At 41.5% G+C, this 24,845-nt stretch carries 25 protein-coding genes and 3 pseudogenes; 15 read left to right on the top strand and 13 right to left on the bottom strand.

Annotation, left to right across the window (positions count from 1 at the left end; genetic code table 11):
- Positions 1-52: 52 nt before the first annotated feature.
- The gene (locus tag HWQ41_RS07345) at positions 53-628 is read right to left on the bottom strand and encodes a pentapeptide repeat-containing protein (protein ID WP_292761051.1); all 576 of its coding nucleotides are present in this window, start codon (positions 626-628) and stop codon (positions 53-55) included.
- A gap of 231 nt (positions 629-859) precedes the next feature.
- Here HWQ41_RS07345 and hisE point away from each other — a divergent pair.
- A pseudogene (gene hisE / locus HWQ41_RS07340) lies at positions 860-1,069 on the top strand (phosphoribosyl-ATP diphosphatase); the annotation flags it as partial.
- Between the two features lie 36 nt (positions 1,070-1,105).
- Here the strand turns inward: hisE and HWQ41_RS07335 are convergent.
- Positions 1,106-2,380 carry an MFS transporter gene (locus HWQ41_RS07335; protein ID WP_292761049.1) on the bottom strand — a complete coding sequence of 425 codons (1,275 nt, stop codon included), beginning with the start codon at positions 2,378-2,380 and terminating at the stop codon, positions 1,106-1,108.
- Positions 2,381-2,853: 473 nt separating this feature from the next.
- On the opposite strand from HWQ41_RS07335, the pseudogene HWQ41_RS07330 reads away from it, so the two are divergent.
- Both HWQ41_RS07330 and HWQ41_RS07325 read left to right on the top strand, forming a co-directional pair.
- Positions 2,854-3,045 (top strand): annotated as a pseudogene (locus tag HWQ41_RS07330) (DUF2811 domain-containing protein); the annotation flags it as partial.
- A 71-nt stretch (positions 3,046-3,116) separates the two neighbouring features.
- Positions 3,117-3,242, top strand: a complete 126-nt coding sequence (locus HWQ41_RS07325) for a hypothetical protein (protein ID WP_292761048.1) — start codon at positions 3,117-3,119, stop codon at positions 3,240-3,242.
- 432 nt (positions 3,243-3,674) lie between these two features.
- On the opposite strand, the gene HWQ41_RS07320 is transcribed toward HWQ41_RS07325, so the two are convergent.
- On the bottom strand, positions 3,675-4,394 hold the full coding sequence (locus tag HWQ41_RS07320; protein ID WP_292761047.1) for a response regulator transcription factor: 720 nt from the start codon (positions 4,392-4,394) through the stop codon (positions 3,675-3,677).
- A 648-nt stretch (positions 4,395-5,042) separates the two neighbouring features.
- On the opposite strand from HWQ41_RS07320, the gene HWQ41_RS07315 reads away from it, so the two are divergent.
- A complete protein-coding gene (locus tag HWQ41_RS07315) occupies positions 5,043-5,669 on the top strand; it encodes a CPP1-like family protein (protein ID WP_292761045.1) in 627 nt (208 codons plus the stop codon).
- A 156-nt stretch (positions 5,670-5,825) separates the two neighbouring features.
- Here HWQ41_RS07315 and HWQ41_RS07310 read toward each other — a convergent pair whose 3' ends face one another.
- Positions 5,826-6,518: an HAD family hydrolase gene (locus HWQ41_RS07310; protein ID WP_292761044.1), complete on the bottom strand. Its 693-nt coding sequence runs from the start codon at positions 6,516-6,518 to the stop codon at positions 5,826-5,828.
- Between the two features lie 244 nt (positions 6,519-6,762).
- On the opposite strand from HWQ41_RS07310, the gene HWQ41_RS07305 reads away from it, so the two are divergent.
- Both HWQ41_RS07305 and HWQ41_RS07300 read left to right on the top strand, forming a co-directional pair.
- The gene (locus HWQ41_RS07305; RefSeq protein ID WP_292761042.1) at positions 6,763-7,134 is read left to right on the top strand and encodes a hypothetical protein; all 372 of its coding nucleotides are present in this window, start codon (positions 6,763-6,765) and stop codon (positions 7,132-7,134) included.
- Positions 7,135-7,140: 6 nt separating this feature from the next.
- Positions 7,141-7,368, top strand: coding sequence for a hypothetical protein (locus HWQ41_RS07300; protein WP_292761041.1), 228 nt, complete (start codon positions 7,141-7,143; stop codon positions 7,366-7,368).
- Positions 7,369-7,644: 276 nt separating this feature from the next.
- Here HWQ41_RS07300 and hppD read toward each other — a convergent pair whose 3' ends face one another.
- The 3 genes from hppD to HWQ41_RS07285 form a co-directional block, all read right to left on the bottom strand.
- Entirely contained in the window at positions 7,645-8,709 is a 1,065-nt protein-coding gene (hppD, locus tag HWQ41_RS07295) for a 4-hydroxyphenylpyruvate dioxygenase (protein WP_292761039.1), read from the bottom strand.
- Positions 8,710-8,815: 106 nt separating this feature from the next.
- Positions 8,816-9,520 carry an SDR family oxidoreductase gene (locus tag HWQ41_RS07290; protein WP_292761037.1) on the bottom strand — a complete coding sequence of 235 codons (705 nt, stop codon included), beginning with the start codon at positions 9,518-9,520 and terminating at the stop codon, positions 8,816-8,818.
- A 77-nt stretch (positions 9,521-9,597) separates the two neighbouring features.
- Positions 9,598-10,716 (bottom strand): NYN domain-containing protein, encoded by a 1,119-nt coding sequence (locus HWQ41_RS07285; protein WP_292761035.1) that lies wholly within the window; start codon positions 10,714-10,716, stop codon positions 9,598-9,600.
- A gap of 365 nt (positions 10,717-11,081) precedes the next feature.
- On the opposite strand from HWQ41_RS07285, the gene HWQ41_RS07280 reads away from it, so the two are divergent.
- Complete coding sequence (locus tag HWQ41_RS07280) at positions 11,082-11,222, top strand: hypothetical protein (RefSeq protein WP_292761033.1); 141 nt, start codon at positions 11,082-11,084, stop codon at positions 11,220-11,222.
- Between the two features lie 112 nt (positions 11,223-11,334).
- Here the strand turns inward: HWQ41_RS07280 and HWQ41_RS07275 are convergent, their stop codons facing one another.
- The 5 genes from HWQ41_RS07275 to HWQ41_RS07255 all read right to left on the bottom strand — a co-directional run bounded on the left by HWQ41_RS07275 (position 11,335) and on the right by HWQ41_RS07255 (position 15,379).
- Positions 11,335-12,114 (bottom strand): phosphate ABC transporter ATP-binding protein, encoded by a 780-nt coding sequence (locus HWQ41_RS07275; protein WP_292761032.1) that lies wholly within the window; start codon positions 12,112-12,114, stop codon positions 11,335-11,337.
- 324 nt (positions 12,115-12,438) lie between these two features.
- Entirely contained in the window at positions 12,439-12,567 is a 129-nt protein-coding gene (locus HWQ41_RS07270) for a hypothetical protein (protein ID WP_292760889.1), read from the bottom strand.
- A gap of 223 nt (positions 12,568-12,790) precedes the next feature.
- On the bottom strand, positions 12,791-13,597 hold the full coding sequence (locus HWQ41_RS07265; protein WP_292761031.1) for a DUF6745 domain-containing protein: 807 nt from the start codon (positions 13,595-13,597) through the stop codon (positions 12,791-12,793).
- A 125-nt stretch (positions 13,598-13,722) separates the two neighbouring features.
- Complete coding sequence (locus HWQ41_RS07260) at positions 13,723-14,292, bottom strand: Uma2 family endonuclease (RefSeq protein WP_292761029.1); 570 nt, start codon at positions 14,290-14,292, stop codon at positions 13,723-13,725.
- Positions 14,293-14,404: 112 nt separating this feature from the next.
- On the bottom strand, positions 14,405-15,379 hold the full coding sequence (locus HWQ41_RS07255) for a stage II sporulation protein M (protein WP_292761027.1): 975 nt from the start codon (positions 15,377-15,379) through the stop codon (positions 14,405-14,407).
- Positions 15,380-15,459: 80 nt separating this feature from the next.
- On the opposite strand from HWQ41_RS07255, the gene HWQ41_RS07250 reads away from it, so the two are divergent.
- Positions 15,460-16,305, top strand: coding sequence for a hypothetical protein (locus HWQ41_RS07250; protein WP_292761025.1), 846 nt, complete (start codon positions 15,460-15,462; stop codon positions 16,303-16,305).
- Positions 16,306-16,352: 47 nt separating this feature from the next.
- The gene (locus HWQ41_RS07245) at positions 16,353-17,123 is read left to right on the top strand and encodes an RDD family protein (RefSeq protein WP_292761023.1); all 771 of its coding nucleotides are present in this window, start codon (positions 16,353-16,355) and stop codon (positions 17,121-17,123) included.
- 207 nt (positions 17,124-17,330) lie between these two features.
- On the opposite strand, the gene HWQ41_RS07240 is transcribed toward HWQ41_RS07245, so the two are convergent.
- Complete coding sequence (locus HWQ41_RS07240) at positions 17,331-18,122, bottom strand: DUF1868 domain-containing protein (RefSeq protein WP_292761021.1); 792 nt, start codon at positions 18,120-18,122, stop codon at positions 17,331-17,333.
- 195 nt (positions 18,123-18,317) lie between these two features.
- Between HWQ41_RS07240 and holA the strand changes: the two genes are divergently transcribed.
- The 6 genes and pseudogenes from holA (at position 18,318) to HWQ41_RS07210 (ending at position 24,758) form a co-directional block, all read left to right on the top strand.
- Positions 18,318-19,307, top strand: coding sequence for a DNA polymerase III subunit delta (gene holA / locus HWQ41_RS07235; RefSeq protein WP_292761072.1), 990 nt, complete (start codon positions 18,318-18,320; stop codon positions 19,305-19,307).
- 109 nt (positions 19,308-19,416) lie between these two features.
- Positions 19,417-19,899, top strand: coding sequence for a DUF4168 domain-containing protein (locus tag HWQ41_RS07230; protein ID WP_292761020.1), 483 nt, complete (start codon positions 19,417-19,419; stop codon positions 19,897-19,899).
- A gap of 678 nt (positions 19,900-20,577) precedes the next feature.
- Positions 20,578-20,916 (top strand): annotated as a pseudogene (locus tag HWQ41_RS07225) (hypothetical protein); the annotation flags it as partial.
- A gap of 162 nt (positions 20,917-21,078) precedes the next feature.
- A complete protein-coding gene (locus HWQ41_RS07220; RefSeq protein WP_292761019.1) occupies positions 21,079-22,344 on the top strand; it encodes a pitrilysin family protein in 1,266 nt (421 codons plus the stop codon).
- 80 nt (positions 22,345-22,424) lie between these two features.
- On the top strand, positions 22,425-23,717 hold the full coding sequence (locus HWQ41_RS07215) for a pitrilysin family protein (RefSeq protein WP_292761070.1): 1,293 nt from the start codon (positions 22,425-22,427) through the stop codon (positions 23,715-23,717).
- Positions 23,718-23,786: 69 nt separating this feature from the next.
- Complete coding sequence (locus HWQ41_RS07210; protein WP_292761017.1) at positions 23,787-24,758, top strand: RNA-guided endonuclease TnpB family protein; 972 nt, start codon at positions 23,787-23,789, stop codon at positions 24,756-24,758.
- The last annotated feature ends 87 nt before the right edge of the window (positions 24,759-24,845 follow it).

The raw sequence follows: 24,845 nt of genomic DNA, 5'->3' as shown, positions 1-24,845 counted from the left end.
ATTAATCCTACCGTGGATTTGTGAAAAATCTTTGCTGAATAGTTTTTATTCCTTATCCACTCCAACGGTTATCAGTGATAATACTGCCGTCTGGCATAGTGGTGTTATGGAGAATAACACAGTCAAAGGTGCAATGAGCGGCATCAGCATTCAACAGGTTGGCATTAGTAAAGTCAGCGTTCTCGAAATAAACGTTAGTCAGATCAGCACCAGTCAGGTTAGCATCCCTCAAGATAGTGTCTTTCAGGTAAGACCTATACAAATCAGCACCGATGAGGCTCACACCACTGAGATTAGCACCACTGAAGTCAGCAGTCATAGTCGCGCCACTCAAGTTAGCCCCGCTCAAATTAGCGTCTACAATATCAATACTTCCGAAACGAGTCCTTTCCAAACTTGCCCCAGTAAGGTTAATCCTTGTCAAATCAGCTCCGTCCAAACCAGCCCTGAACAAGTTAGCACCACTCAAATTGGAACCGATGAGATTAGCACTACTGAAATTGGCAAAACTCAAGTTAGCCCCACTAAGATTGACACCACTCAAGTCAGCCCCCCTCAAATTAACCCCAGTAAAATCTCTTTCTCCAGCAGCATATCGTTGCAACAACTCCTCAGCAGTTATCCTCATCTATACACCTCGGCATTAATTAGTCGGACAGAATTAATTACACAATGTCATTGCGAATGGAGCGAAGCGGAATGAAGCAATCGCAAGGGCTGAGATTGCTTCTCTTCTCTACGAGAGGCTGCGCCAACGAGACGCTCCGCGAACGCTTCGCTCGCAATGACTGTAAATATTTTTGTCTATCTACTTAATTAAAACGTATTAAAGATAACTTAATAAACCTCTTCGACCCCCTCTAAGTTATTCGCAGGTGGCGATAACAAAATTTTGAAAAAGATCGGTGAGGAAACCGCTGAGGTGGTGATGGCCTTTAAGGATGATGAAGCAGATGCGATCGCGGGTGAAGTGGCTGATTTGCTATATCATACTTTGGTTGCCTTGGCTCACCATCAAGTTGATTTGAAATCGGTGTATCGGAAGTTGCAACAAGAACGTCGGCAATAGATCAAAAAAACAATTCATCCTACCGTGGGGAGTATGTTACTCAGCCAAAATTCGCTTGAGGTATTGTAAAATTACCACCACAATAATCACACTCAAAGAAAAGCCTAGCCACAAACTATCAGTAATAATTCGCGGTTGATCTAATGCCCATCCACCCAAGGGATGACCAATAAAAGAGCCAACAGCCCAGCACACAGCGTTGATGGAGAAATAAACGCCGCGTTGATTTTCCGGGGCTAATTCAGTGACTAAAGAAGCAGCAGATGGGGTATAAGAAACAATCGCCACAGCAAATACTCCCAATGCCAATATTACCCAAACCAGATGATGAGATGGGGCAGTACCGCTTACCCAAATCAGGCCAAAACCAATTGCCCAGAAAATGGCAGAAACAGTGAGTGCGAGTGTGTGAGAGCAGCGTTTTAAGATGCTGGTGACAGGCAACTGACAGATGATGGCGAACACCAGATGCCAAGCAAATAGCCCGCTAATGGTAGTTTGGGCAAATCCTTCGCTGGTACTTTCTACAAAGACAAAGTTTTTGAAGTAAAGCGGTAGGATGCTGTGTATTTGAGAAATATATATTGTGAAGAATATATTAACTGCTATGTAGACTAAGAAACGGCGATCGCTTAATACTGCCATCCAAGAAGCAATATATTGTGTATTTTCCAATTCCTTTATCTGCTGTTGTTCGGTTTCAATAATTCCCACATAGATAACACCAAAAAATACCAGAAAAGAGATGGCATCAATGACAAATAGCCATCGATAACTCCCAATTATCGCGATTAAAAACCCAGCAAGGACAATTCCGATCGCTAACCCCAGATTATCTGCTAATCGGGCGATCGCAAAAGTTTCGCGGCGATTATCAATCTCACTGGCATCAGCAACAACAGCTTCAGCAGCTGGCCAATAGAAACCTATCCCTAAACCACTAATCAAGCTACCAATTACCAAAATAGTAAAATTATTGGTTGCAGCTAAAACTAGAGAGGCAATGGCTGAAATCGCCGTGGCTAGCAACAAAGTGCGGCGGCGTCCCCAGTGTCCAGAATCAGCCAAAGAACCACCGACAATCCGCCCTACAATGCCGGAAATCGAGGCGCTACCCAAGGCTACCCCAACACTGGTTGCAGATAAACCAACTTCATTGACATAAAAAATCGGGGCGTAAAACAGGGTAAAGCCGGTGCCAACTTCCGAGAAGAATCTACCAATTGCGAAAATCCACACCTGGGGATGTATCGAGGGCAGCCACGATGATAATTGGGATTGAGAAGCTAATTTCATCAGGTTAAATGTCATCGTTTCGTGACATTTTGGTAATTCTTATCATTGCCTGCAATTTTCCTCACTCATTCCACAGGGTTTCCACAGAGATTTTCGCAGTTTTCCACAGGTGCTCAACGAACTAATAGGCTTCTTGCCGTCTGACTGGGGATTGTTAATTGACAGTGACAAGGAACTTCAAAGACTGAGTTTTTATAAAGTAAAGTAACGAAAACTCGGCTTTAAACCTGATTATTTCGTTCGGATTTATTTTTTATACAATCGTTTTTAACATTTCGCAGCATTGACAAACCCACCCCCTCTTGCCGCACAATGATTCGGCTTGCTTTTATAGTCCGTTCAACCGTTGGCATCAAATGTGTAAAATATATTACCACCAGATGTGGGCGCAGATTGTCGGGCTAGCGAAAGAGCGTGTAAGGTAGCCCTAAGCCGCTTCACCGCAAGCAACTTGTCCCTCTTGATTATCCTCATAGGAGGAAAATCTCATGAAAGCAACGGTTAGCATCTTTACAGAAATTCCCGAAACACTCCACGAATCCTTAAAAAACTACTTAGAAAAGCATCCCGATTGGGATGAAAACAGAGTGTTGACGGCGGCGTTATCATTGTTTTTACTCCAAAATGGAGATAGCGATCGCCGTGCTGCCCGAGTCTATCTGGAAACTTTGTTCCACCACTCCTCAGTAGAAATGCCCAGCATCGATTCACCCGCAACAGCTAATCTACTAGACACCCCATAGGTACTGGTATGAAGGGCGTTATTCTGGCGGCTAATGCCCTAATATGGGCACGGCAAACCGTGCCCCATCAATGGGATTTTGACCAAATAGCGATCGGCCATCTGGGGGCAATATTACAACAAAAAGATCAGTAGATTCTCATCCTTAAAAAGGTTCCAATAGTTTCTCCTGTTGCTAAAACTAGTTGGTAATAGTACAAGATTTAGAATTGAGGCAAGACTTAAGTATATTAGCTGACCCTTAATACTTGCTTATATAGCGGTTTTCTTTTGGATACAAACACGTTCGGAGGGTAGCACAGCTATGCACCCCTCCGAACTCCACCCGAAGCACCGTTATATCTACTAAAACGGTCAGAAGCAAAGAAATATTTTCCAGTGGACTCTCTCCCCTGTCCACTGTCTTAAACGGATAAATCAATATCTAAAATAACTGCTTGGTCTGTATTTGAGCAATATCTACCTATTTTGATTGCCTAAATTTGTCTTTTACTAAAGCCAAAGAAATTCACTAATTGCTCCCCCAAAAGTTAATAGTCAAGAGTTAAAAAACTCTAGACTATTAACTCAGGATTTGGCTTCCAATTGCTGGGGGTGAGCAGGAGATTCAAACTTATACCCTACGCCACGTACAGTTTGAATTAATGCTGGCTGACTTGCATCAATTTCAATCTTCTTGCGAATTTGGCCGATATGTACATCTACAACCCGCTGGTCGCCGACATATTCATAGTCCCACACCTCTTGGATTAGTTCTGCACGCCGCCAAACTCGACCTGGATGACTGGCTAAAAAATGCAACAAGTCAAATTCCAGAGCAGTTAAGAGTACTGGTTGGTTATTAAGTGCCACCTCCCGTCGCACCGGATCAATCATAAGTTTTTCAAATACCAAGCGTTTCTGCTCGGCCGTAGTTATCACTCGCTGACGCCTCAAAATAGCTCCGACTCTGACTTCTAGCTCTCCCAGCCCAAAAGGCTTGGTGAGATAGTCGTCAGCACCTTTAGAAAAGCCGCGAATTTTGTCAGCTTCGTCAGCACGACTAGTCAACATCAGAACAAAAACACCATTACGACTTTGCATCTCTTGGCAGAGGTTAAACCCAGTTACATCTGGTAGATTCACATCTAGAATCACCAAATCAGGGTTAAATTGCTCAAATAGAGCTAAGGCTGTCTTTCCATCTTCGGCAGCCTCCACCTGATAGTTCTGCTTAATCAAAAAGCGTTGGATTAAATTCCGAACCGCAGGATCGTCGTCAACTACAAGAATCTTGGCAGGAGCCATGACCATTACTTTGCACAAAAATTCGTAAGATTAACAAGAGGGTTGCGTAAAAACGCAGTTGCCACTTTCGGACTAACTAAGAATCTACATGGCTACGGTATAAGAATCCTGATTATTTAAAAGTAAATACTCTAATCAGGATTGTGGGCGATGAGAACGCGAAACTTCTGTTAGCCACAGTATATAAGCGCTCTGACTTTAGCCGCAACAGTTCTTGATACCAAGACACCTTATTGATCCCAGTTAGGTGGTAACTTAAAACGTTTCAATTTTAAATCGATATGCGGATATATACCACAAGCGATTATTCAGTATAATTAAAAAAAACTCTATTAGGGCACAGTAAGTTGCCAAATTTGAAACAGTAAAGTTGATTTTTTCATAAAAACTATGCATTTTAGGTATTCTCCGTTCAAATTCTAGATTAGAGCCAGAACTGATCAACGACATGAGGGTATACACGGAGTTATAGCAATATGTTAAAGTGACTATAGTTGAAATTACAAAGTCGATCAAACTAACCCGTGCTACTATCCTGGTAGGGCATAAAATTAGGTCGAGATTTTAGTTTCGATCAAAATAAAACCTAAAGCTGTTTTTTCTTCGACAAAAGACTGCCGCTGACTGAGGCTGAAGTAACAAACTCCCATGAGCGATCAAAATCCCTACGAAAAACTTGGGGTATCAGAAGAGGCTAGCTTCGATGAAATTCAGGATGCTCGTAATCGCCTATTCGAGCAACATAGTGGCGATGCCAAGCATTTAGAAGTAATTGAAGCGGCTTACGATGCGATTTTAATGGATCGCTTACGGATGCGCCAGGAAGGTAAAATTAAAGTCCCTGAGCGTATCCGGTTTCCAGAGTTGCGAGTGCAATCGCCTCCTAAAGAAAGTCCAACCCCTCGCGAGCAGTCACCTGCATGGCTGCAACGGATGCTGGATCAGCCAACACCTGCGGATATACTCTTACCAGGAGCTTGGTTTCTTGGTTTGAGTTCTATTAGCCTGTTTTATCCAGAGGGAGGAGATCAGGTTTTGCAGTTAGCATTGGTGGTTGGGGTAGCTACCAGTATTTATTTTCTCAATCGCAAAGAAGGCAAATTTGGCCGAGCAGTTTTGTTCACCCTGGTCAGTTTAATAATTGGCTTAATCGCTGGGGGACTAGTTGCTAGCTGGCTCTTACCACAAATATCATTTACCAGTCTGGGAACGAATCAGTTCTCTACGGTAGTAACGTTTATATTATTGTGGTTGGTTAGTAGCTTTCTACGCTAAATAGCTACCCGTAAGCAAGTTTCTATGAAGAAGACATGGTTGATGTGTGTTCTTCTCAAATAAGAGAGTCAGGAGTCAGAATATGTATGCTGACTCCTGCTTTGATTTGTAACCTGAATGCTGATTAATTCAAGCTGTTGCAGTTACAGAGCCTTTCTAGACAAGGTGTTTAGGTTTTAGGACTAAATCTACAGCAGCGCTGAAATCCTTAACGATTAAGTCGGGGTGGTAAAGTTCCAATTGGGTGCGATCGCGAATCCCAGATTCCACAGCCATCACCTTGATACCATAATTTTTAGCTGCGGTGATATCGGCTTCCGTATCTCCCACCATCCAGGTATCAGCAGCCGGGGGCAGTTCTTTTAATGCCCTAGCCATCAATAAGGGCTTATCTTCAATATCGCGAGTTTTAATGTAGTCGTTACTCAGGCAATAACAACGATTTTCCGGGAAAAATCTCTCCAAATCGTATTTTTTAAAAGCATAATCTAGTTCTCGAACTCGGCGCATAGTCAGAACTGCCAAATCAATTCCAGCTTGTTGAATTTTTAACAGTGCATCCACAGCACCGGGCAGGAGAGTGTCATACTTGAAATAGGGTTCTGTATGCACAGTTTGGCGTCGTAACTGGGCAAATTCTTGGGCTTGGGTTTCGTCTAACCCGGAATTTAAGGCGATTTGTTTTTCAGGAACGCGCGATCGCTTTAACTGCCAAAATTCCGCTTTCGGAAGTTCTTGCACTACTTGGTTTGGACGACGGGTTTTCTCCAAGCAGAATTGATAAACACGGTAGTACCGTTCAGAAACATCAATAATTGGGCCGTCGAAGTCAGTAATCAGTCTTAGCATCGGCGGAAAATGTTAATTCTTATTACAATTATCTCAGATATATGGCTATTTTTCGAGAGTAACAGCGTGATTTAAGCCCTGCACAAAAATTAGCTCAAGAACTATCCAGATATAACAATATATTTCAACAATCAGTGTTCGGAATAATAGTACGGAAGGTTCTCTAACTATAACAAGTTAATCCATTAGGTAGTAAAAAACACACAGTATTTAGATATAAGCTACCATCACCTTCAGGGAAATTATGAGTGAAGAATGGAAATTTTTAAAGCCTATTTTCAATGATGAAGAAGTAACTAAACTTAGGGAAAAACTAAACAAAGTTGTAATCGGTTCTGGAAGTACTATCGAGCCTAGTAAACTTAATATTATTAAGCAGTCTGACTGGATTGCCATACCAACAGAAAGTGGAGATCACTTTTCTGAAGAAGATGAAATTAAACTCTTGCAAGCAGTATCGCAACATGGGAATCAAGAAATTGTAGCAATAGCATTTGAGCCTTTAAAAGCGTTCCCTCTCGCATTTGTATTTCCAGCAACGGCTGAAACTATTGCAGAGTTTAATCATGAATGTGGACATTTTTGGTTTGCATTGTATGCTGGAGAGCCTGATTAGGTAATTATGTGTACTAAGTTAGATTTCCTTGTTATTACTGGAAAACATAGTTTCGTTAGCAAATTTTTAGGCTGTGAAATCCAACCAGCTTTTGCTGACTTCTACGAATTAGCATTAAGTTATTCTGATGATGATCCTGAAAAAAAGTCTTTACTACAGGTGTACAATCTACTTTGGCGTGAATATCCTAAGAGAAATCCTGGAGAAATTATCCAACTTTTGCCTGTGTTGTGAACCATGTGTTAGGCGTTTTGCCGTAGCGTAACCTACTAGCTAAGGTTTTTTTTGTAAACTCTTTTGAAGAAAATATCGACAATGACCTAGAGGAAAATCCTCTAACTCTCCAAAAACTTCATACCCCAAGTGCTGATAAAATTTGGGAGCTTGGAAACTGTAAGTAAAATTTTAGATTTATCTCAATATCTTTCACTCTGCAAGTTACTTACAAATCAAGGTTATCACCATTAAGTCCATAGAAATAGTACAAAAAAGGTAAATTGTACTCAGGCATCATTGCAAGGTACCGCGTTTGATTTGTTCGCTTTCAATGGCTTCAAATAAGGCGCGAAAGTTACCTTCGCCAAAACCTTTAGCTTGGAAACGGCGCTCAATAAACTCAAAGAAAAATGTCGGCTGTTCAAAAATGGGCTGGGTGAAAATTTGCAGTAGTAGGGGTGCGGTTTGTTGTCCCCCTACAGGAGTATATTCTTGCCAGTCCACCAGAATTTCCTGTTGAGCGATCGCTTCCAGTTCTAGGGGTGATAGGGTGAGTCCTGGACGCTGTTTTAGTTGCGAGTAGTAGGTTTGAGGAACTGAGAGTAAGGATAAACCACTGGCACGAAATTTAGCGATCGCACTCACAAGATTAGTCGTCCGCAAGGCAATATGTTGAATTCCTGCCCCCCGATTGACATCGAGAAACTCCTGAATTTGGGAATTGCTGGAAGCCGGTTCATTAATGGGCAATTGGACGCTACCGTTGCGCGAAACCATCACCTGGCTGTGTAAACCAGAGCGATCGGTTTTAATTTTAAATGCTTGCTGGGGTTGAAAATCTAGGATATTTTCATACCAAGCGACAGCACGCTCTAATTCACCAACTGCCACGTTCAGGACTATGTGATCTATGGCGGTAAAAGTGTTGTCATTTGTGATTTGTCCGTTGTCATTTGTGTTAGTTACAAATGACTTTTCGATCAAAGTATGAGTCAGTCCACCCCAGGCGGCAATTTTGCCACACTTGAGGAATGCCGTACCGATCTGGCGTTCCTGGATGGGTTGTAGGATTGTAGCACCGTGTTTTTCAGCTAGTGCGATCGCGCCTTCGACATCTTCGACAGCAAAAGCCACATCTGCCACACCTGGGGGATATTGACGCAGAAACTCAGCTACTGGACTTGTGGGCAACAGTGGCGAAGACAGAAAAAAGCAGACAGTGCCACTTTTGACCACTTCTGTACAAGTATGAAATGAACTGATGCGATCGGCTACTGCTTGAAAACCAAGATGGTGTACAAACCAATCCCGCCACACTTTGGCGTCTTCTACATATAAATGAACGTGATCAATTTTCATAGATACTCAAAATCCAGCATAAAAGTTTATATATCTGTAAATTTTGCCTTTTTTGCTAGATTTTCACGTCTTTCCTAAGCAAGAATTATCTAGGCGTACTCCCACTTTAAAAGAACAGATGACTATCAGGTTGAATATTAATTTCCATTGGCACAGCTTGCGGTTCGGCAGAAAGGGCAAAGAAAATCGCATTGGCAGCAGTTTCAGGACTGAGCATTTTTTTTCGGTCTACTTTTAGGTTGACATTATCCCAGAAAGGAGAATCTACCCCACCAAAGTAGAATAGCGTGAACTTGATACCAAAACGCTTGAGTTCCTCTGCCATGCACTTGCTGAAACCGACAACACCAAACTTAGAAGCAGAATAAGCTGCTGCCATCCCCATCGAATGCTTGCCCAGAATTCCTACCACATTACAGATGTGACCAGACTTGCGCTTTTGCATCTCTTCAGCAGCTGCCTGAGTGGTGTAAAAGCTGCCTTTTAAGTTGACATCTAGCATCTTGTCTAAATCAGCGGGTTCCAGGCTGTTGTAAGGCTTGAGTATACCAGCACCAGCTGCATTCACCAAAATATCGATTTGACCAAACTCAGCGATGGTCTTTTTGATCAAATTATCTACCTGTTGGGGGTCAGTAATATCTGTGGGAACGCTCAAAACTTGCCCTGGTAACTGATTTGCCAGTGTTGTTAAATAAACTGCATCTCTGGCAGCCAATACCAACCGGACTCCGGTAGGCGCAAGTTTGTGTGTTAAAGCTGAACCAATACCACCGGTAGCACCAACAACAACAACGACTTTATCCTGCATCGTATTATTTACATTTATATCTTTTTAGATAATACTGAATTACAGGCTCAGGTTGTACGTAGACATCCAGAAAGTATCTATTCGCAGAGTAGCGCTGTTACCTCGTATTCCTTGCCACTTGCTTTTAATGTAAATGTGGGAGATGATTCTAAATATTTGGTAAAACTAGAACCTAACTTTAATTTTTTGACAATTGAATTAGGAGAATCTCCGGTTATTTTTTGTAATTCTGAACCGAGCTTAGGCACAGATAATTTAGTTTCAGGAGACTTGATTTGTATATCTTGAATAATCTTCAATAGTAATTTATCCAATGTTTTACCATTAGAAACTTTCGGAAAATCTTCTTTTTTTACTTCTTGAATAGATTCTGTAACTGAGTTATCTAAAACAGGGATTATTTTCTCAATTTCTGGTTGCTTTGGATTATGTTTAATATTGATATCACATCTTTCTTGAAATAAACTGGCAATAGCAACTAAACTGTTTAATCGAGCATTGATTGATTCCTGCTCATTTTTAATTAAATCTTGAATTTGCTCAACCACCTTTTCCAAGGATGGAACTTCTGTTGCCATTGCTAAGGAATAATGAGTTAATTTGCCAGTATTCCTATTTTCTATATGCAAAGTTTGCCCTTGTCTACGTACCCAATAGACAATCAATCCTTGATTTTGAAGTTCATTACAGAGGTGAATTAAAATTCCATCGCTAGAACAGACCAAGATTTCTTTAACTGTTGGATAAGAGCGTAAAACACAAGCACCAATTGCGATCATTTTTGCATCAGCACTATTCTTACCCTCAGGCACATGGACAAGTTGATAGCCACGGTTATATAGTTCAATATCTTGCTTCCCAATGCTGGGATTTCTCCAGTTAGCAAATGCAATTTTAACTTGGAGAGGATACTCACAGATACTTGCTAAAAATAATTCTGAATTAACATCTAATTTTAAGTTTTCTGCATCCAAAAGTAGAAGAGAGATTCCTGTTTCCAGCTTAGGTTTAATTTCATTTTTTTGCTGAATTTTGAAGAGCAATTGACTGAACGCAGCAGATTCTAGCCAATCAGGCGATAATATAGTTTGCAGCAGTTCTTCAGCTAATGTCAAACTAAAAGAGCTAAGACTTTTCTCTGTGGCTTTTTCTTCTAGCAGGTTTTGTACTAAAGAAAGTTCTGTCACTTCAGCCATAGAGACTTTAGTATGCCCGTTGCTGTTAGCAAACAAGTCAGTTTCTAGGGAACGAGGGAATGCAGGCTCAAGGAATTGTTTACCACAGTTTTTGCAGAGGTAATTCTGCTTGTCATTCCGACGACCATTTTTACGATATGAAGTAGATTCGCACCGGGGACATTTCATCTTGTGATTCAGGTGGTCTAGAGCAGATACTTGTCTTTAAATATATAGTATAAAAAAATACTGTAAATGTCAGTTCATATTGCCCAACACAAGAAAAACTCAAAGCAAGCGAAAATTAAATTTAACCCCTAATTTCCGCTTGCACCATGTAGTAACCCTCTGAATAGCTAAGTAAGTAGGCGAGAATAAATCAAACTATGTTACGCAATGTAAAGTTAATTAAATTTGCTCGTAATAAGCATATTGAAACAAAAACAGAGATATATGATGGATGGCGATCGCATCCTACCGTGTTGCGAACTCTACCTGAACTCGATAGCAAAGCGTCAGCGACGTAGGAGCGTCTGACTCGCTAACGTAATTCGTAATTCCTGTTCCGTAAGGGTTTTAGACATTTAAAATGGGTGGCTTATTTACGCGGCGCTATACTAGTAGAATTTAAGAAACACTTCAACTGATGCGGGCGAAAACGTAGTCGCGGGTGCGAGAATCCACGGGGTTAGTAAAGATTTTATTTGTAGTACCAAATTCAACCATTTGAGTAATCCGATTTTCATTACTACAAAAGAAAGCCGTAAAATCAGATAGGCGAGTAACTTGCTGCATATTGTGAGTAACCATCACAATTGTCAACTCAGAGCGCAAGTTATGGATCAGATGCTCAATTTTCATACTACCGACAGAATCAAGACCTGAACAAGGTTCATCCATCAACAGAACGTTCGGTTTGACTGCTAAAGCACGGGCAATACATAATCTTTGTTGTTGGCCGCCAGAAAGCTCTAAAGCAGATTTGTGCAGCTTATTTTTCACTTCATCCCAAAGTTCGGCAGCTTTGATGGCAGATTCAACAATCCCATCTAATTCTACTTTCGGATGCCATCCAATTAATTTCACCCCATAGGCAACATTATCGTAAACGCTCATGGGAAAAAGATTTGGCTTGGGAAAAACCATACTAACTTGGCGACGTAAGCGATTGATGTTGACACGACGCTCATAAATACTCTGTCCAAAAAATTCTACTCTTCCTTCAACCCTCGCTTCTCCTTCTAATTCACTCATGCGATTTAACGATTTAAGAAAAGTAGACTTGCCACAACCACTAGAACCAATAATTGCCGTGACTTGGTTTTGGTAAATATCCATTGACACGCCTTCAACTATCTTTTGAGTGTCGTAATAGAAGCTGAAGTTTTTGACTCTGATGGCTGGAATTAGTTTACTCATATTCCCAAAACGTGTGAAACAAAACTTGACGAAGTAAAGTAGTACAAATCAACAGCGCTGTTTCACTATGTTACTCCCAAAAGGAGATGTTCATGGGAATTACGTAGCTATACAGTAGTCATACAGCAGATAAACTGTTAGTAAGCATTTGTATAAGGCTGTGTCCCAAAATTTATCTTTTACAGACTTTTTATACCCACCTTTGGCACCTTGACCTATATGCCATCCTTTCCAATTCAAAAGGATTTGGGCTGGTTCGACTTAAAATAGCTATGTAGAAATAAAAATACAGGACTAGCCCTTTCAAGGTGAGCAGATGTACTATCACGGTTTTTGCGGCATTTTAGCCATCGGCTGGAATTGAATAAAAAATCTATCCTTTAAACCCCAGATTTTTGGACTGTAAATTAAGCGTAAGCGATCGCCAAAATCCCAGAATCGGCTGAAAAACATGATTTTCTCATAGTACAAAGGTTCACCTTGAAAGGGCTGGTCCTAAAATATTAATATCATATAGCCCTCATGGGTAGTGAGGAGCTAGTTTATCTATAAAGATGAATTAGTAATTTTTTAAACCACACTTTAAAAAATCTGTGGTTATCGGTGAGTCTCTGGAATTGAGTAGCAATCCTAAATCATTTGTTGTTAGGCTGTGCATCTACACAGAATCAGGATCTTACTCCTCATAATATCGCTCTCGATCTTCTTGAGAAGGATGTCTTCCGTGGCAAGCATAAACACTATAGCCATCAGCAAATTGAAGAGCAGGTTCCCCTTCAGCATGAAGTATATTTTCTTCATCAAAAGATAATTTACAAGGGCGATCGCAGACTATACAAACCTTTTCAAATTGGAATATCAAACCACAATGTTGCATCAACTCTTGAAGTACATTCCATTTTTTCTTGTCGTGTTGAAGGTTAAGAACTGAGATACAAAAATCTAACATACAACCCCAAATTACCCATTCTGCTGGTCTAGTCAGGTTGTTTCTAAAGTATAAAATATCAGTAAATTCAAGTTCAAGCTTCTCAAGATCAGTAGTTAGTTGATGTTCAAGACATCTTCCTGTGTACGGAAAGTATGAAACTTGTGGATGACTCTGAGTTGAGTAGTACGGAAATTCAGGGTGTTGAATTTGGTTCCGCAACCTAATAAAGAGATGCTCCTCAAGCTGTTGCCCTATTCCATGTTTAACGTGATCTACTACTCTTTTAAGGAATTTGCTGTGGATATCGCGCCCTAGATACACCTTAAAGTTCTCAATAGCAAGAATCTTCTCAATTGCCGTCATCGGACTGCTATAGAATAATATCTCAGGCTCAGGATAATCACTCACCGCATAAGCAGCTTTGATTACTGCTGCGACTTTTTCTTGCTTAATTGATTCAGTTGATATTTGTATCGATCGCCACTTGTCTCTATAGATAGGAAGCATTGCTTCTTGTTCATCAGATAGTTCGGTGATGATGCGTTTTGGCATATCATTTATGCGTCTTGGCATATTTCGGTGCAAGAATAGTAGATTGGGTTGAACGAAGTGAACAGAATTTCTTCTGTTACTCTTGAGCTAAAACATTAATGCTAAACTAATGCGATTAATATTTATTAAAGAATCACCTTTAACCACCCAAAAATATTACCTACCGTCAACTGTAACCCCTGACAGAAATCTGGCACTGGTAAAACAGACTCAATTTCTTCAAAAGGTAAAGGTTGTTGTCCCGCAGGATAAACAGCAATGAATCGCTCATCAGGGTCAATTAACCAACCCATTTGAGTCCCGTGATTGAGAGCGTGTAAGATTTTTTTTGTAACTTTTGTATGGCTTTGTTCGGGGGAGAGAATTTCGATTATCCAGTCGGGTGCTGCGGCGAATGTATTGGCAATATCACCATTTTCATCTACAGGAAGCCTTGCCCAAGAGAATACAGCGACATCGGGAATTATAGAACGTCCTCCAAAAGTGCAACGTAATTCTGGAAAAGCCCAACCCATTTTTTGTACTTTGACAACAGAATTGATTGTGGGACAGAGTTCTCCTTGAATAGTGCTATGTTTTCCTTGAGGCATAGGTTTTGGAATAATTTTACCGTCAATGTACTCGCAATACGGTTTAGTTTCTGGTAGTGCGAGAAACTCTTCTAGGGTCAATATTTTATTTGGTGTTTGTACCATGATTATCCTAGCTTCAACTTATAATGATTTTTTTACATAGTTAAGTCCTAACTGGTGAAGTCTTAACTGAAAAGTATTTACCTTATTCTAAAATACTTTTTTAATTTCCCAATCAGCTGCCATCTAAATTATTTAATGTTTGCTTCCGGCTACAATACATTACTAAAAGTATAAATAATCCGATTCCTGCCAGATATTTAATCGGTTCAGGTACGCTGGGATTAGGGGAAAAAAAGCCTTCGATCGCACCAGCAATAATCAACATTGGTACAATCCCAAATACTAGCTGCACTGCTTGCAAACCGTACAATTTCAGTGCATCCCCACGGCGATATTTACCAGGAAATAAAATTGCTCTTGCTAATAAAAATCCCGCACCCCCAGCAAAAAAAATGGCGGGTAATTCCAAAGAACCATGCGGAAACACAAATGCCCAAAAAGGATAAGCCAGATTATTTTGACCCACCAAAGTACCAACAGCACCAATTAATAAGCCATTAAATACCATCAAATAAGCTGTGTATGCTCCAGCCGTCATGCCACCAGCAACAGCCCCAAAACACACCGACAGGTTATTGATCATGATACTGCTGGATGCCAGAGGTTCAACGCCGACAATTGACCCCATCCACAATTTATGCTCATCTCGCACCTTGGTAATCAAACTTTCAGGTACTATCAACGACATAAAGCTAGGATTTTGCCAGGAATACCACCAAGCGACTAGCGCCCCCACCAGAAACAGCGCCGTCGCCGCAGTAATATATGCAAATGTTTTCTGGACTACAGATGGTAATCCCCAACTGTAAAATTCTCGGATTGCCTGCCATTCTTGTCGCCGCGAACCTTGGTAAATCTGCGTATAGGCACGAGTTGTTAAAGATTGTAAACTTTGGATCAAAGTATTGCCGATTTGCTGAGTGCGGGCACGAGCCAAATCTGCCGCCACTGAACGATACAAACTCGCTAACTCTCTAATTTCTGCTGCCCTTAAGGACTTTAACCCTTTTTTTTCTATCTGCCTTAATAGGGCATCCAGACGTTGCCAATTTGGTTCTCGTCGCGCAATCCAACGTTGAATATTCATGAATTTTGGGAAGACTGAATTTAACTTAGCTTAAGATAGCTTCAACTTCATCTCCGTAGTTTCAAGGGAAATTTGCTATTATGTCTGAAAACTTTGGATCTCCCAGTTCCATACAACCACTGAGTATCGGTAACGTCGTCAGTGCTGCGGTACGGTTGTATCGTTCTCATCTGAAGACTTATCTGAAACTGGCTTTAATTGCTCACTTGTGGATTATAGTTCCGATCTACGGCTGGGCAAAATGTGCAGCCATCTCTGGACTAATTTCACGCTTGGCTTTTAGAGAATTGATTTACCAACCTGAAAGTGTCCAAACTGCCAGCAGTCATGTTAATCCACGTCTTTGGTCATTTTTAAGAGTTGGTTTCCAAGTAGGAATATCTTTGCTGGTAATTTATTTGGGACTAGCGATCGCGGGTGGTGTCGTGGGTGGCTTGCTGGGAGTAGTCTTAGGAGGGATATTAGGTGTTAGTGCAGCTATTATAGGCACAATTATCGGAGCAATTGTAATGGTAGTTATTCTGGTATTGGGACTAACCTGGTTCTACTCGCGTTGGGTGGTAGCTGAGTTACCGCTAGCAGTTGAGGAAAATATTAATGGTGGCGAAAGTGTTGCGAGAAGTTGGGAGTTAACTAAAGCTTCAGTACTTCGCATTCAGGGCGTCGTTTTAATTGCTTTCTTCGTTACACTACCGTTAGTATTTGTATTAAACTATATACCCCAACTATTCCTCATAAAGCTTGAGCAAGGTTCTACAATCTACTGGATTGTGTATTTTATTTCTTTGATCGGCAGCTTAGTAGGTGGAGTTTTTGTGATGCCATTCTGGCAAGCACTAAAAGCTGTTTTATACTTTGACTTGCGTAGTCGGCGTGAGGGTCTAGGTTTGCAATTACGAGAACCTCCCTTGCAGGATTTTCGTTAACTCAACACCTTAATTCTCAACTCTATTAATTTTGAATTAGTTAAAATATGCGCTTTTTTAATCGCATTACATTCCAGACTCCAGAAAGTGTAGAGTTGGAATTTACTCTAGCGGGAATCGGCAATCGAGCTTTGGCACTGCTGATTGACTATACAGTTTTGACTGTAACCTTGCTTGTGTTTTTCCTTGCATGGACTGTTTTTTCGACGCAACTGTTGAATTTTTTTGAGGTTCAGAATTTAGGAATTTGGTTAATAGCAATTTTCTTCATTATCGCCTTTGCAATTTACATCAGCTATTTTGTATTTTTTGAAACCCTCTGGTTTGGGCAAACTCCTGGTAAACGGTTTGCTAAAATTCGCGTTGTTCGAGATGATGGTAGACTCATCGGGCTACAACAAGCAACTCTACGTGCCTTACTTCGACCCTTTGATGAAACTTTGTTTATTGGCGCATTTTTAATTATGTTCGGCCCTCGAGAAAAGCGCTTAGGTGATTTGGCAGCTGGCACAATTGTGATTCAAACCCAAACAACGACTGCATCAGCGATATTGACGATTTCAGAACAGGCTAAGGTACTTCATGAACAGTTAGTACAAATTGCTGATTTATCACCATTGATGCCTGATGATTTTGCTGTGATTCGTGAGTATTTGCAGCGACGTGGTGCAATGTCCTTAAAAGCAAAAGCCTCATTATCTCTAAAGTTAGCCGAGCAAGTTGTAGGTATTATTAATTTAGAAAAGTTGCCAGAAGCTGTTACACCTGATGTTTTTTTAGAAGCAATTTACCTCGTTTATCAACAACCGGAATTTTAAATGCGAAAAAACTATAGCACTTTTCGTTTATATGCAATACAGTTTGACCTCTCTCCAAACCTCTCTCCTAAAAGGAGAGAGGTTTTGAATCTTACTCCCCTTCCCTACAAGGGAAGGGGCTGGGGTTAGGTCTATATTGGACTCAACTGAGAACCGCTATATTAGCAAACCCAAATTTAATGTTGCTGAGATAATGCTGGTCTCAGGTCAAAAATCTAAAACCGGCCAGTCTGGTTCACGATAATAGCGAGTCATGTCATTAAACTTCCGTAATTCGACGCGATGAATCAAAAATTCTGGCAAATTTAACAGCCATTGTTCATTCAATTGAGAAAGCATTGTGCTGAAACTTGTGCGGTCTAAGTCAGATGAAACCTCCCCAAAATAGGCTAATGTAACATGGGCTGTGAAGTGATAATGCTGCTCAATACCCAAAGCAATTAACTTGGGATTTTGATAAATTGTTCGGCGAAATTTAATAATTTCCTCGTAGCAGCGTTCATCCTTGGGTACTAAACAAACGGCTACAGCTCTTGGCATCAGTATTAGTCCCAGCATTTGCCATTTAATCGGATGACTCCTGTTTGTCATCAATTGTTGATATTGCTGAAACATTTCGGCGAAACAAGAGTGTAACTCCTCGTCAAATTTGGGATTTTTTTCGCAGGTGTCAAGGTAAGCACTGTCCCAAATTAAATCTGCCAAAGTTAGATGGAAGCTAACAGGAGGTACAGGTACAATCAAATTACGGTTTACAGGCAACTGCAAAAGTTCCTGTTGATAAGTCTGTAATTTGGCATAGAAAGCAGAGTTTTGTGATTCTTCTTCTGCCGCAGGCGGGGTAATTAGCGTATAGCCAGGAAAGGATGCTGCTTGTCTCAACCCAGAATGTGGCTGAAATTTATAAGATTCCTGAATATGCTGGACTTGGGATCTGTAGGCTTCTGGCAGCGTCAGTCGTGCTAACCGATTTAAGTAAGTTTGATAGTTGTCGTCCAATCTTCATAGCCTCACGCTCTCACTTGATAGATTTTAGGGAAAATTACCTTGATTAACAGAATGATTTCAAAAGTATTTAGTTTTCGGAGTGGGGAGTGGGGAGTTAGGAGTTAGGAGTTAGGAGTTATAAATATTAATTCTTTAGCAACGCCCAATGCCCAATGCCCCATGCCCTATCTACTAAGAGATTTATCTATGCCAATCTGTGTTTACTGGGGTGAGGATGATTTTGCTATAGAAAAGGCGATCGCTATGCTGCGCGATCGCGTCCTCGATCCCCAATGGATAAGTTTTAACTACACTTCATTCCCCCCAGATCAAGCTGATGCTGCGATCCAGGGGTTAAATCAGGTAATGACACCCACTTTTGGCGCTGGTGGGCGCTTGGTATGGCTGATAAATACTACTCTATTTCAGCACTGTCCAGAGAATGTGTTAGCAGAATTGGGGCGATCGCTACCTGTCATTCCCGAAAACTCATTTTTATTGCTTACCAGCCGGAACAAGCCAGATGAACGCCTCAAATCCACGAAATTGTTAAAACAATCTGCTAGCGAGTTCCGAGAATTTCCGCTCATTCCCCCTTGGAAAACAGAATTGCTGGTGCAATCTGTTAATCAAGCAGCCCAGACTGTGGGCGTGAAACTGACAGCCAATACTGCCCAGTTGTTGGCAGAATCTATCGGAAATGATACACGGCTTCTCTACAATGAGTTAGAGAAATTGCGGCTATATGCCCAAGGTAGCAATAAGCCTTTAGACATAGATACCGTTACGAAGTTAGTAAGAAATACTACTCAAAATAGCTTACAATTAGCAGCAGCAATCAGAACAGGAGATACAGCTAAAGCTTTGACAACCTTGGCAGATTTGAGCAATGCTTCCGAGCCGGGATTACGGATAGTTGCCACACTGATTGGACAATTTCGCACCTGGCTCTGGGTCAAGATTATGATCGAAAGTGGTGAGCGCAATCAACAAGAGATTGCTAAAGCTGCTGACATCGGTAATCCCAAACGAATTTACTTCTTACAGCAAGAAATCAGGCTGCTTTCTGTGCAACAGTTGATCTCTTGCTTACCCCTACTACTAGAGTTAGAAGTGAGCCTCAAGCAAGGAGCATCAGAAATGTCAACACTCCAGACTAAAGTAATCGAACTTTGTGAAGTATGCCGAGGAAATTGACAATCAAGTATAAAAGCTTGATGTCTTGAGCAGTTGCTGGAACTTCCAACTGTGAAAATAATTCAAAGTTCTTATAATATCCCTGATGTAGTTCTGTGTCACACACTATATGAAGAAAATTTACGATTTATTTTCCCGACCTAGCCGAAAGCGAATCCTTTCTCAATCATTCTTTTTCGGCGCGATCGCTACTGCGGGTGTGATTTTCAACGCTTTTTCATTGAGTTCAAAAGCTTACGCTCAAACTCCACCACCAATAGTTAACAATACTGAAATCGACAGCTACGCTCAAGCCGTGCTAGCAATGGAACCAGCACGTCAAAATGCCTTTGAAGAAATTAAAAAACTTATTGGCAATGGAGAAATTCCCAAGATTGTTTGTAACGATTCTAACAGCATAAATGGTCTTCCAAAGAAGGCTCAAGATATCGCAGTGAATTACTGTACCCACGCTCAAAAAATTGTCGAAGATAATGGTTTGAGATTTGATCAGTTCAACAAAATTACTATAGAACTACAAAATAACAACATGTTAAAACGGCAGGTTTACAATACCCTATTACGTCTGCAACAAACTCCTGAGTCTCGGTAGTTAAAACTTGCATAAAAATTTGACCAACCATCGATTATTCTGACTTTTGATGATTTTGCTTGTTGCGACTCGTGCGAATTATAAAAATCATTCAGTCGCCACGCAAAACTTTGTTCTTATACCAGGGCTGACCGAATAATTCATAATTGATAATTCATAATTAAAGAATGGGTAAAGCAGCCCACACTAAATCAAAATTTAGTGGTCAACAAGACAGTGGAGAGTACAGGAGCTACTACTGATAGCGCCACGCAAAGCGAGTCCGCGTACCCCTGCTCTTAAGCAAGCTACGCGCAGCGTCTCGTAGAGAGCGTCTTGTAATTATGAATTATTAAGTAGCTGGACAAAAATATTTATAGTCATTGCGAACGGAGCGAAGCAATCCCAGCCCTTGCGATTGCTTCATTTCGCTTCGCTGCATTCGCAATGACATTGTGTAATTAATTCTGTCCGACTACTTAATGATCAATTATGAATTATTTTGATAATATAGCGGTTTTCGTTTACGTGAGGTACACCCGTAGGGGCATGGCAGTGCCCATTGGTGTCAACTTAAGCTAAAACCCTTTTAGAACCTCGTTTCCAGCCTCTGGCTGGAAATGCTGCTCATTGCGGCTCTGCCGCAAGTCTTGAGGCGGAGCCTCCAATTAGGCATTCCCAGTCAGAGACTGGGAACGAGACAACTCTAAAAGCCAGCATAAGATGTAATCTCGGAATATCTGGTTTGATGTTCTAAGTGATATATCACGAGTACAAAACGTCCGGTGCGAAAAGGAAACCCAGACCTGCGGCAGCAAAAATATGTACCAGTGCCGCCAACCCTTGCAAATCGAGAAAGAGATAATGGTCTTTCGTGGGTTATACCATTTTTCTCAAGCTGTTCTACGTGGTGATGCCCATTACCCTGTTCCCTATCTTATGGAACGTCAAAAGCTGTTTGGATTAGTCAAAACCAGGCGTAAGCGCCATCGAGAGATTGACGCTTACACCCAACAAATTTGGGCTTTATCTTCTTAAGTTGACACCAATAAGCATTGCTGTGCCCCGACGACAGATGTGCTTAGAAGTTAGCAATACCTGCTGATAAAAACAAAATCTGTATAACTTGATTCTAAATTAGGTATCGTTCAGAGTTAAGATAACAAAATTATCTAAAATTGTGGTTAAAGCTACAAAAAATTGTCACAGCAACTAACTAATACCGTATTTCCAGCCTCGGTCTTCCGACTAGAGAGTGGTTTAACGTTTATTCATCAAGAAATTCCCACTACCCCTGTAGTTGTGGCTGATGTTTGGGTGCGTGCTGGAGCAAGCCTAGAGCCAGAACCGTGGTTCGGCATGGCGCACTTTTTAGAACATATGATTTTTAAAGGTACGGCGACGCTACCCCCTGGAATGTTCGATTACAAGGTTGAAAACCGGGGTGGCGTGAGTAATGCAGCGACAAGCTATGATTATGCTAATTATTCACTCACCACAGCTGCCCCTTATTTAAAAGATACTCTGCCCTACTTGGGAGAACTACTACTGAATGCGGCAATTCCAGAAGATGAATTTAGCCGCGAACGGGACGTGGTGCTAGAGGAAATTCGCTCTTGTCATGACGATTCCGACTGGATAGGATTTCAAACTCTGATTCAAAGCATCTATCAGCATCACCCTTACGGACGTTCGGTGCTGGGTACTGAGCAAGAACTGATGCAGCAGTCACCAGAAGCAATGCGCTGTTTTCACCGCACTCACTATCAGCCGGAAAACATGACGGTGGTAATTGCCGGGGGTATAGCCCAGCAACCAGCTTGGGAAATGGTAAATCGTTCATTTGCTGATTTTGCCGAACGCTCAAATTGTCCGCAGTTTGAGAAAGTGGCAAAGCCAGTGATAACAGGAATTCACCGTCAAGAACTGTGTTTACCACGCATAGAGCAAGCGCGATTGTTGATGGCGTGGCTGGTACCCGGAGTAGAGGAAATCCGCACTGGCTATGGTTTAGATTTGTTGTCGGTGTTATTGGCAGAAGGGCGGACTTCGCGTTTAGTGCGTGATTTGCGAGAAGATTTGCAATTGGTACAGGGAATTTGCAGTAGTTTTTCTCTACAACGGGAATCAAGTTTATTTACAATTACTGCCTGGTTGGAACCAGAAAATTTGGAGGAAGTTGAGTCTTTAATTTGCGCTCATTTGGATGATTTGCAGACTAGAGGGATTAGTGAACAGGAACTTGCCCGTACACGCAGGCTGCTATGTAATGAGTATGCGTTTTCTACTGAAACGCCAAATCAGCTAACGGGGCTTTATGGGTATTACAATACGATCGCCCAAGCTGAATTAGCTGTGACATATCCCCAGCAGATTCAGTCTTTTGATGCCCAAGAATTGCAAAAGTTAGCTAAACAGTATCTCTCGCCGCAGAATTATGCGGTTACTGTACTTAAACCGTGTTAGTCATTAGTCATTAGTCATTAGCAAAAGACAAATGACCAATGACCAATGACAAATGACAAATGACAAAGGACAAAGGACAAATGACAACCTTGCTGCAAAAATCGCCTATCCATCGCACTGTATTGAACAATGGCATTGTCGTGCTGGTAGCAGAAAATCCTGCTGCGGACATTATTGCGGCGCGAATCTTTGTGCGTGCCGGTAGTTGTCACGAAAAGCGGGAGCAAGCAGGGTTGGCACATTTGCTATCAGCAGTGATGACAAAGGGATGTGATGGACTTTCTAGTTTGGAAATTGCCGAAATTGTCGAGTCTGTAGGGGCGAGTTTGAGTGCAGATGCCAGTACTGATTATTTTTTGCTATCTTTCAAAACGGTAACATCCGATTTTGCGGAAATTTTAACATTGGCAGGGCGGATTTTGCGATCGCCTACTTTTCCCGAAACTCAAGTGGAACTAGAACGACGTTTAGCACTCCAAGATATTCGTTCCCAAAAAGAGCAACCGTTCACTGTCGCCTTTGAACAAATGCGGCAGGTAATGTACCAAAATCATCCCTACTCTATGTCAGTGCTGGGAGATGAAACCACCATGAGCCACTTAACTCGTGCGGATTTAGTGGAGTATCACCAAACTTATTTTCGTCCAGATAATCTAGTAATTAGTATTGCTGGGAGAGTCACACCTACAGATGCAGTAGCATTGGTAGAAGAAGTTTTTGGTGATTGGCAAGCTCCAGCCCAAGCACTGCCAATACTGAATTTACCTGAAATTAAGGTGGAACCGCAGGTAAAGGTGAAGCCAATACAGACACAACAATCAATCGTGATGCTCGGTTATTTGGGAACATCGGTGAGTTCTGTTGACTACGCCCCACTGAAGTTGCTGTGTACCTACTTGGGAAATGGGCTTTCTAGTCGCTTGTTTGTCGAATTGCGAGAAAAACGAGGTTTAGCTTACGAAGTATCCGCCTTTTACTCCACAAGGCTATTTCCAGCATCATTTGTGGTTTACATGGGTACAGCACCGGAAAATACCAGTATCGCCCTAGAAGGACTGCGTACAGAAGTAGATTTATTGTCTACCACCGAAGTAACCGAAAGCGCACTCCAAGCTGCTAAAAACAAGATCCTGGGGCAGTACGCCTTGGGTAAACAAACGAACGGGCAAATTGCTCAGATATACGGCTGGTATGAAATTTTGGGCTTAGGAATTGATTTTGATACAAAGTTCCAAGAATTGATTGCGGCGGTGAGTGCCAAGGATGCGATCGCTTCAGCTTGTAAGTATTTAAAATCACCTTACTTGTCTTTAGTTGGTCAAGAAGAAGCAATTAATCGAGCGATGTCTACGACGGGCGGAGCCTACGCATAGCTTTGCTTTAACGTATCGCGGAAGTCCCCACCTTCAATGTACTCATAAGGTGGGGATAGGGAGCGGGGGATGAGGATTGCATCTGATATTGATTTCTTGCCTATCTTAAACAAATATCAGATGTATGACGAATCCCCTCTTCGAGGTGACGCTCTCTACGAGACGTTAAAAGCGAACGCAAGCTCGCTAACGCTAGTCAAAGCCAAAATACACAGAGCGATTGAGGGGAAAGTCAAAACTGTTACTGTGAGTAAAATGCCTTCAGGTAAATATCTTGCATCTATACTGACTGAGACAGAAGGAGAAAACCCGCGTTTCTCAGTTGGTAAAATTTACGGCATTGACTTAGGGCTAAAACACTTTGCTGTCGTTACTGACGGTGAAAAGGTTTCCAAATACGACAACCCTAAACATCTTGCCAAGCATGAGAAAAACCTCAAGCGTAAACAACAAAAATTAGCACGTAAACAAAAAGGAAGTAATTCAAGAAATAGGTATAGAAAAGTTGTTGCCAAGGTGTACGAACGAGTTAGTAATTCCCGTCTTGATTTTCTACATAAACTTAGTTATAAGTTAGTCAGCGATAGCCAATCTGTCATAGTAGAGAATCTTCATGTCAAAGGCATGGTACGCTTTTCATATTTGGCAAAATCAATATCTGATGTTGGGTGGGGAACATTTACTAATTTCTTAGCTTATAAGCTGGAACGCAATGGTGGTAAGTTAGTTGAGATTGACAGATGGTTCCCCAGTTCTAAACTCTGTTCTAATTGTTTCTATCAGGTTAGTGAGATGCCATTGGATGTCCGTGAATGGACTTGTCCTCACTGCGGTACTCATCATGACAGGGATGGAAACGCAGCTATAAATATTAGAGCAGAGGGTATCAGAATGATAAAGGCGGAAGGTTCAGCCGTCTCTGCTGTAGGAGGGGAGGTAAGTCCTAAACTTGGACGAAAGTCTAAGTTTGGGCACTCCCCCGTGATTACAGAAGCTCCTAGTTCAGCCGTTCGCGCAGCGTGTCGCAGACAAGGCAACTAGGAGTAGTTCACTTCCCTCTTTTTGAGAAGGGTTAGGGAGGAAGCGTATTGGATTATGTGCCGCAGCTACGCCCGTCGTAGACATCGT

It is taken from the genome of Nostoc sp. NOS(2021) (genome assembly GCF_017115025.1).
Classification (GTDB): Bacteria; Cyanobacteriota; Cyanobacteriia; order Cyanobacteriales; family Nostocaceae; genus Nostoc.
This window is presented reverse-complemented; position numbering and strand designations above follow the sequence as displayed.

Coding starts and splice junctions, on each gene's coding strand:
- hppD (WP_292761039.1), bottom strand. CDS start 8,709: ATGAAAATTGATCACGTTCATTTATATGTAGAAGACGCCAAAGTGTGG.
- HWQ41_RS07300 (WP_292761041.1), top strand. CDS start 7,141: ATGTGTACTAAGTTAGATTTCCTTGTTATTACTGGAAAACATAGTTTC.
- HWQ41_RS07210 (WP_292761017.1), top strand. CDS start 23,787: ATGAGGATTGCATCTGATATTGATTTCTTGCCTATCTTAAACAAATAT.
- HWQ41_RS07290 (WP_292761037.1), bottom strand. CDS start 9,520: ATGCAGGATAAAGTCGTTGTTGTTGTTGGTGCTACCGGTGGTATTGGT.
- HWQ41_RS07280 (WP_292761033.1), top strand. CDS start 11,082: ATGTTACGCAATGTAAAGTTAATTAAATTTGCTCGTAATAAGCATATT.
- HWQ41_RS07305 (WP_292761042.1), top strand. CDS start 6,763: ATGAGTGAAGAATGGAAATTTTTAAAGCCTATTTTCAATGATGAAGAA.
- HWQ41_RS07255 (WP_292761027.1), bottom strand. CDS start 15,379: ATGAATATTCAACGTTGGATTGCGCGACGAGAACCAAATTGGCAACGT.
- HWQ41_RS07270 (WP_292760889.1), bottom strand. CDS start 12,567: ATGTTTTTCAGCCGATTCTGGGATTTTGGCGATCGCTTACGCTTAATT.
- HWQ41_RS07325 (WP_292761048.1), top strand. CDS start 3,117: ATGAAGGGCGTTATTCTGGCGGCTAATGCCCTAATATGGGCACGGCAA.
- HWQ41_RS07310 (WP_292761044.1), bottom strand. CDS start 6,518: ATGCTAAGACTGATTACTGACTTCGACGGCCCAATTATTGATGTTTCT.
- HWQ41_RS07315 (WP_292761045.1), top strand. CDS start 5,043: ATGAGCGATCAAAATCCCTACGAAAAACTTGGGGTATCAGAAGAGGCT.
- HWQ41_RS07260 (WP_292761029.1), bottom strand. CDS start 14,292: ATGGTACAAACACCAAATAAAATATTGACCCTAGAAGAGTTTCTCGCA.
- HWQ41_RS07335 (WP_292761049.1), bottom strand. CDS start 2,380: ATGACATTTAACCTGATGAAATTAGCTTCTCAATCCCAATTATCATCG.
- HWQ41_RS07230 (WP_292761020.1), top strand. CDS start 19,417: ATGAAGAAAATTTACGATTTATTTTCCCGACCTAGCCGAAAGCGAATC.
- holA (WP_292761072.1), top strand. CDS start 18,318: ATGCCAATCTGTGTTTACTGGGGTGAGGATGATTTTGCTATAGAAAAG.
- HWQ41_RS07345 (WP_292761051.1), bottom strand. CDS start 628: ATGAGGATAACTGCTGAGGAGTTGTTGCAACGATATGCTGCTGGAGAA.
- HWQ41_RS07275 (WP_292761032.1), bottom strand. CDS start 12,114: ATGAGTAAACTAATTCCAGCCATCAGAGTCAAAAACTTCAGCTTCTAT.
- HWQ41_RS07320 (WP_292761047.1), bottom strand. CDS start 4,394: ATGGCTCCTGCCAAGATTCTTGTAGTTGACGACGATCCTGCGGTTCGG.
- HWQ41_RS07250 (WP_292761025.1), top strand. CDS start 15,460: ATGTCTGAAAACTTTGGATCTCCCAGTTCCATACAACCACTGAGTATC.
- HWQ41_RS07285 (WP_292761035.1), bottom strand. CDS start 10,716: ATGGCTGAAGTGACAGAACTTTCTTTAGTACAAAACCTGCTAGAAGAA.
- HWQ41_RS07215 (WP_292761070.1), top strand. CDS start 22,425: ATGACAACCTTGCTGCAAAAATCGCCTATCCATCGCACTGTATTGAAC.
- HWQ41_RS07245 (WP_292761023.1), top strand. CDS start 16,353: ATGCGCTTTTTTAATCGCATTACATTCCAGACTCCAGAAAGTGTAGAG.
- HWQ41_RS07265 (WP_292761031.1), bottom strand. CDS start 13,597: ATGCCAAAACGCATCATCACCGAACTATCTGATGAACAAGAAGCAATG.